Source organism: Arthrobacter sp. ISL-5, from assembly GCF_018613835.1.
GTDB lineage: Bacteria > Actinomycetota > Actinomycetes > Actinomycetales > Micrococcaceae > Arthrobacter.
In genome coordinates this window covers 76461-82662 of sequence record NZ_JAGGPM010000033.1, presented here as the reverse complement: position 1 = coordinate 82662, position 6202 = coordinate 76461, and the positions used below count along the sequence as shown (strand labels likewise).

The 6202-nt window shown below is 66.9% G+C and carries 4 protein-coding genes; 1 reads left to right on the top strand and 3 read right to left on the bottom strand.

Features of this window, described 5'->3' with window-relative positions; all coding sequences use genetic code 11:
• The coding region (locus J7I89_RS18740) for an HNH endonuclease (protein WP_214973371.1) at positions 1 to 622 on the top strand (622 nt) is incomplete at its 5' end.
• Positions 623 to 1278: 656 nt separating this feature from the next.
• Here J7I89_RS18740 and J7I89_RS18735 read toward each other — a convergent pair.
• The 3 genes from J7I89_RS18735 to J7I89_RS18725 all read right to left on the bottom strand — a co-directional run bounded on the left by J7I89_RS18735 (position 1279) and on the right by J7I89_RS18725 (position 6169).
• Positions 1279 to 3435: a 3-hydroxyacyl-CoA dehydrogenase NAD-binding domain-containing protein gene (locus J7I89_RS18735; protein WP_214973370.1), complete on the bottom strand. Its 2157-nt coding sequence runs from the start codon at positions 3433 to 3435 to the stop codon at positions 1279 to 1281.
• On the bottom strand, positions 3432 to 4676 hold the full coding sequence (locus J7I89_RS18730) for an acetyl-CoA C-acyltransferase (protein ID WP_251045554.1): 1245 nt from the start codon (positions 4674 to 4676) through the stop codon (positions 3432 to 3434). The genes J7I89_RS18735 and J7I89_RS18730 overlap by 4 nt, the downstream gene beginning before the upstream one ends.
• 179 nt (positions 4677 to 4855) lie before the next feature.
• Positions 4856 to 6169 (bottom strand): HRDC domain-containing protein, encoded by a 1314-nt coding sequence (locus J7I89_RS18725; RefSeq protein WP_214973367.1) that lies wholly within the window; start codon positions 6167 to 6169, stop codon positions 4856 to 4858.
• Positions 6170 to 6202 lie beyond the last annotated feature (33 nt).

Below are 6202 nucleotides of genomic sequence, written 5' to 3'. Positions count from 1 at the left end.
AGGGGCCGGAACCGCCGCTGCGGAAGCCGCACACATCGCGGACGCTGCTACGGGGAATGCTGCCGTGGATGTCTGGCTGCGGCGGCTGTACACCGCACCGGGCACCGGGGAACTCACCGCGATGGATTCCCGCGCCAGGCTCTTCCCGCCCGGGCTGCGCCGCTTCATCCAGGTCCGCGACCACACCTGCCGCACCCCCTACTGCGACGCCCCGATCCGGCACCACGACCACATCGTCCCCTGGCACCGCGGCGGAACCACCAGCCACGGCAACGGCGCCGGACTCTGCGAAGCCTGCAACCACACCAAAGAAGCACCCGGCTGGCGGGCAGAACCACGCCCCGGACCCGGCGATCCACGGCCCGGCGAAACCGGCAGGCTTAGGCACACCCTCAAAATCCAGACCCCCACCGGCCACAGCTACCACTCAACTGCACCCCCACTACCCGGCACACCACTCCGTGATACCTCACGGGCCGCCACACGGCTCACCGAAGCTGCGTTGGCTAGTGCTGCCCTGCAGAACACCGCGCGGCCCACGAGCCGCCGGCGCAAACGCCAACTCCTGCATCACGCCAAGTCACTCAAACGCGCGCACCTCAAAGATGCCCGGGCAGCCTAAGTATCGGCAACAATGCGCGGCGGACCCGTAGGCGGTGCCTTGGGCAGGAAGAGATCGAGAGGCTCTCGGCCGACCCCCCCGACGGCCCGCCGACTGGGGCTTTCCCTGTCATGGGCGGCGGCTAATATGGCCGAATGACGACGCCCCAGCAGTTAGATCAGTTCGACGAACAAGACCGGCAAATAGCTGAAGAGGCCCGACTGCCTTACGCCCCTTCTTACGTCGACTACGCATGTGAGCCGAGAGGCTTTTCCACTGGGCAAAGCTCCAATACGCTTTTGGGTTGCCCGATCCGGAGCAGTTCCCGCCACTGCCTCGGGCACTGAACAGCAAAGATCAGTCCGGCAAATCCATTCGGACCAAAACGAACCCGCTAGCTTCAAGGTGGTGCAGAGCATCTTGTCGACGGCTTCCGCATCATCGGAGGACGATCTACCTCGGCTACGCCAAAGTTCTCGAAGCGGCACTTGGCGCCGTCTAGAGACGACGCATATATTCGACACTTCCGCAGCCCGCGCGAGCTTGTGGCGACGCATGGCCCCTGCCGACGTGTCGCTGATGCCCGGGCAGCGTTGGCAATGTCACAGACGGTGCCGAACCCATCACTTTACGGGTGACGGGACCGGCACCGCCTGGCAGTGCGTCTGCAGCAGAATCTATGCCCGGGATGCCACGCCCGGGTCAAGGAACCTCTTGCCCGTGACGCGCTCGGATGCCCCCGTGCGGTCCAGGTACGGGGTGATGCCGCCGAGGAACATGGGCCAGCCAGCTCCGAGGATCATGCAGAGGTCGATGTCCTCCGGCCCGGCCACCACGCCCTCGTCGAGCATCAGGGCGATTTCCTCGGCCAGGGCGTCCTGCGTCCGGCGAAGGACCTCTTCCCCGGTTGACGGCGAAGTTCCGAAGGACATCAGGGCCAGCGTGGACGCCGGAATTTCCTTGCCGCCGTCCTCGGTCGGAGTCCACAGCGACCGCACCCCGTTGTCGATCAGTTTCTGCAGGTTCTGCGAAACCCTGAAGCGGTCGCCGAACGCGGCATGCAGCGATTCCTGGACATGCTGGGCCACGGGAAGCCCCACCATCGCGCCCAGGTCGAACGGAGTCATCGGCAGGCCCATCGGCCGCAGGGCGTTGTCCGCAACGTCGGCCGGCGTGCCCTCGTCGAACGCGGCGGTGACCTCGCCCATGAGCCGCAGGAGAATCCGGTTGACCACGAACGCCGGGGCGTCCCTGACCAGGACCGCGGTCTTTTTCAGTCCCCTGGCCAGTTCGAAAGCGGTGGCCACCACGGCATCGTCCGTCTTTGGCGCGCGCACGATTTCCAGCAGCGGCATGACGGCCACCGGGTTGAAGAAGTGGAATCCCACCAGCCGTTCCGGGTTCCGCAGGCCTTCGGCCATGGCTGTCACGGACAGCGATGATGTGTTGGTCGCGAGGATGCAGTCGGGGGAGACGATGGCTTCGAGTTCGGCGAAAACCTGCTTCTTGACGTTGAGTTCCTCGAACACCGCCTCGATCACGAAGTCGGCATCCGCGAACGGCTCCTTGGAGACGGATCCCGTCACGAGGGCCTTCGTCCGGTTCGCTGCATCCTGGCTGAGGCGCCCCCTGCTGAGCAGCTTGTCCACCTCCGCATGGACGTAATCCACGCCCTTGTCCACGCGGGCCTGGTCGATGTCCGTCATGACCACCGGAACTTTAAGCTGGCGGGCGAAGAGCAGGGCCAACTGGCTGGCCATCAGTCCGGCGCCCACCACGCCCACCTTGGTCACCGGCCGGGCGAGTTTGCGGTCAGGGGCGCCGGCGGGGCGCTTGGACCTCTTCTGCACCAGGTCCAGGAACGCATAGACCGTGGAACGGAACTCGTCCGTCTGCATTAGTCCGGCCAGGGTTTCGCACTCCAGGGCGGCGGACTCCGCCTGGCTCATGGTCCGGTTGGCCTCCATGATGCCCAGCACCTTGGCCGGTGCAGGCGAGGCGTTGGACGTCTTGGATTCCACGAAGGCGCGGCCGGCGGCCACGGCCCCGGCCCAGCGGCCGGCCACTTCCGGGTCGGAAGGGTCGACGGCGGAGGGCCGTTCCGGGGCGATGCTGCCGGAGATGACTCCCGCGGCCCAGGCGATCGACTGCTCCACGAAGTCTGCCGGTTCGAACATCGAATCCGCGATTCCGAGCTTGTAGGCCTCAGGCCCTGACAGCGTGCGGTTGTTGTTCAGCGGATTCTCGATCATCACCTTGACGGCGCTTTCCGGACCGATCAGCCGGGGCAGGATATAGACGCCGCCCCAGCCTGGAACCAGCCCGATGAAGGCCTCCGGCAGGGCCAGCGCCCCCGCCGCGGCCGAGACTGTCCGGTAGGTGGACTGCAGCGCAATCTCCAGCCCGCCGCCCAAGGCCACTCCGTTGATGAAGGCGAAGCTGGGAACGCCAAGGTTGGCCAGGGTCGCGTAGACGTCGTGACCGAGCTGCGCCATCCACAGTCCGTGCTCCCGGCTGTCGAGGGACTTCACCGCGGACAGGTCCGCGCCGGCCACCAGGAAGTGCGGCTTGCCGGTCACCCCGACGCCGACGATCTCGCCGCTGGCTGCCCGCCCGCGGAGTCCTTCGAGCACCGTTCCGAGTTCCACGAGGGTGTTGGGTCCCAGCGTGGTGGGCTTGGTGTGGTCCAGCCCGTTGTCCAGCGTGATCAGGGCGAAGACGCCGGCACTGGGCTGGCCGCCGACGGCCGGGAGTTCGATGTCCTGCACGTAGGAATGGGTGACCGTCTCATCCGGGAAAAGGTCGGCAAGCTTGCGGAAATCTGCGGCGCTCATGCTGCGGCTCCTGCGGTTGGGATGGAGACTGCGGTTGGGGTGGTGACTGCGCTGTATTCGGCGTGGTGCGGGTTTTCCCAGATGACCGTGGCGCCCATGCCGAGGCCGACGCACATGGCCGTGATGCCGTAGCGCACGGAGTGATCTTCCTGGAACTGCCGGGCCAGCTGGTTCATGAGCCGGACGCCCGAGGAAGCGAGGGGGTGGCCCACCGCTATCGCGCCGCCGTAGCGGTTCACCCGGGGGTCGTCGTCGGCAATCCCGAAATGATCCAGGAAGCTGAGGACCTGGACGGCGAAGGCCTCGTTGATTTCGAACAGGCCGATGTCTCCGATGTCCAGGCCGGCGTTCGCCAGCGCTTTCTCGGTTGACGGAACAGGCCCGATTCCCATGACCTCGGGTTCCACGCCTGCGTAGGCGTAGCTGACCAGACGCATCTTGACGGGCAGCCCCAGTTCAGCGGCGGCGTCGGAGGACGCCAGCAGCGCGGCGGTGGCGCCGTCGTTAAGTCCCGCGGCATTGCCGGCCGTCACCCGGCCGTGGGCCCGGAACGGCGTCCGAAGGGCGGCGAGATCCTCCGCGGTGGTGCCCGGCCGCGGCGGCTCGTCCACTGTGTTGACCGTCCAGCCCTGGCCCGGCTTCATGGTGGCGACAGGGACAAGGTCCGGCTGGATCTGCCCGTTGCCGTAGGCAGCCGCCAGCTTGTTCTGGGACGACACCGCGTATGCGTCCGTGCGGTCCTTGGTGATGTGCGGAAAGCGGTCGTGCAGGTTTTCGGCAGTGTTGCCCATGTTGAGCGCGGCGGGGTCCACGAGGCGTTCGGACACGAAGCGCGGGTTGGGGTCAGCCCCGGCGCCCATGGGATGGTTCCCCATGTGTTCCACGCCGCCGGCGATCACGACGTCGTAGGCGCCGAAACCGATGCCGCTGGCGGTCGTGGTCACGGCCGTCATGGCGCCCGCGCACATGCGGTCGATGGCGAAGCCGGGCACCGTGCGCGGCAGGCCGGCCAGGAGGGCGGCGGTCCGGCCGATGGTGAGGCCCTGGTCCCCGGTCTGTGTGGTTGCGGCGACCGCCACCTCGTCGATGCGTTCGGCAGGAAGCGCAGGGTTGCGTCGCATCAGTTCGCGGATGCACTTGACCACGAGGTCATCAGCGCGCATTCCTGCGTAGATGCCCTTCTCGCCGGCGCGGCCGAAAGGCGTGCGCACGCCGTCCACGAAGAGGACGTCGCGGACCATGCGTTGGTTTCCGCTGCTTCGGTGTTGGCTCACGTGCTGCTCCTCATTGAGACGTTGATGCCGGACCCTGACCGAGGTCAGGAAGGATCCGGGCGACAGTGAACCCAATGTTACTCGTCAGTAACTTAGGGTGCAAGGCGCGTAGCGTGCAAGCAACATCACGTGCAGGGAGCGGTCGTCTACGTCCTGGCTTCCTTCGGTGGCAGCGGCTGCGGGTTCAGGAAGGCTTCAGTGATAAGTGGCGTCACGAGGTCGACCTGCCACGGCCGCGCACCCAGCCCGCGGAGTTCATCGGCAATGGCGGCCTCTTTGATTTCCGTCGGAGGGCGCCAGGCGATGCGCCGCAGGAAGTCCGGGGTCAGCAGGTTCTCCAGCGGAAGATTGAATTCCTCAGACTTTTTCTGCAGGAGCGGCCTTGCGGTGGACAGCCTCTCCGCGGCGGCAAGGTCGCGGTCGGCCCACACCCGCGGTGGCGGCGGGGCGTTGGTTGGGAGGTGCAGCGGGGGAAGTTCCTCCAGTGCCCGGGCAGTCGCGATGCAGCGGAGCCAGCGCGGAGCCTCGCGCTGGGCGGCCCGGCCGTGGAAGCCCTTGGTGCCCAGGAGTTGCGGCACCGTAGTCGGCATGGCCTTGGCGGCGGCCACGAGGGACGAATCGGGGATCAGCCTGCCCGGAGCGACGTCCCGCTTCTGGGCCAGGGCGTCGCGTTCGAGCCACATTTCCCGGACAGCGGCCAGCTGGCGGCGGTCCCTGATCTGATGCAGGCCCGACGTCTTGCGCCAGGGATCGACGCGTGGCGGCGCGAGCCCGGCCGAAAGAATTGCGGCGAACTCCTGCTCCGCGAATTCAAGCTTTCCGTCCGCCTCCAGCAGTTCGATGAGTTCCTCGCGCAGTTCCGTCAGGACCTCGACGTCGAGGGCAGCGTACCTGAGCCAGGGCTCCGGCAGGGGGCGCGTGGACCAGTCGGCTGCGGAATGCTCCTTGGCCAAGCCGAATCCGAGCAACTGCTCGATGACGGCGGCAAGCCCCACGCGGGGCAGTCCCGCCAGCCGTGCGGCGAGCTCGGTGTCGAACAGCCTCTCCGGCCACATGCCAAGCTCCGAAAGGCAGGGGAGGTCCTGGCTGGCCGCGTGCAGGATCCATTCGACGCCGTGGAGGGCGTCGTTGATAATCCGAAGGTCCTCGAACGGTTCCGGATCGATGAGCCAGGTTCCGGATCCCTCCCGCCGGATCTGCACCAGGAAGGCCCGCTGGCCGTACCGGAAGCCGGATGCCCGCTCCGCATCAACCCCCGCCGGGCCGGTGCCGGCCGCAATTGCGGCCGCGCAGCGCTCCAGTCCTGCCTGGGTTTCGATGACCAGCGGCACGCCGTCGCGGGGCGAATCAAGATCAATGACAACGGGGACGAGGCTGTCGAAGCCCTCCACCGTTATATGGGGTGCGGTTTCAGCAGCCGGAGCGCCGGCTGTGGTGTTTTCCGGATTTTGAGGGGTCATGATGCCCCTAGTTTACCGGCAGCAAGCCGGCGG

Excerpts from the sequence above, each read along its gene's own strand:
- J7I89_RS18730 (WP_251045554.1), bottom strand. The coding sequence starts at position 4,676 with ATGGTCCGCGACGTCCTCTTCGTGGACGGCGTGCGCACGCCTTTCGGC.
- J7I89_RS18735 (WP_214973370.1), bottom strand. The coding sequence starts at position 3,435 with ATGAGCGCCGCAGATTTCCGCAAGCTTGCCGACCTTTTCCCGGATGAG.
- J7I89_RS18725 (WP_214973367.1), bottom strand. The coding sequence starts at position 6,169 with ATGACCCCTCAAAATCCGGAAAACACCACAGCCGGCGCTCCGGCTGCT.